Annotated in this window: 1 protein-coding gene; it reads left to right on the top strand. The window is 67.1% G+C overall.

What is annotated here, in order from left to right; genetic code table 11:
- Positions 1 to 25 precede the first annotated feature (25 nt).
- Positions 26 to 234: serine hydrolase (locus ACLJNW_RS28630; RefSeq protein WP_410962068.1), on the top strand; the 209-nt coding region annotated here is incomplete at its 3' end.

Genomic DNA, 234 nt, shown 5'->3' with positions numbered 1-234 from the left:
CGGCCTGGCCGACCGGCGCTGACAGATCCCGAACGAAATCGACACACGCTTCGGGCTCGCGAGCGGGACGAAGGGGTTGACCGCGCTGGCAGTCGTAAGCCTGATCGAGGACGGCACGCTCGAGCTCTCGACGACGGCACGGTCGCTGCTCGGTGACGATCTCCCGCTGATCCGGGACGACGTCACGGTCGAGCACCTGCTCGGGCATCGCTCGGGGATCGGTGACTACTACGA

The organism is Salmonella sp. SAL4457, assembly GCF_046548235.1.
Classification (GTDB): Bacteria; Pseudomonadota; Gammaproteobacteria; order Enterobacterales; family Enterobacteriaceae; genus Salmonella; species Salmonella enterica.
The sequence above is the reverse complement of the archived record's forward strand: the minus strand, read 5'-3'. Positions and strand labels throughout refer to the sequence as shown.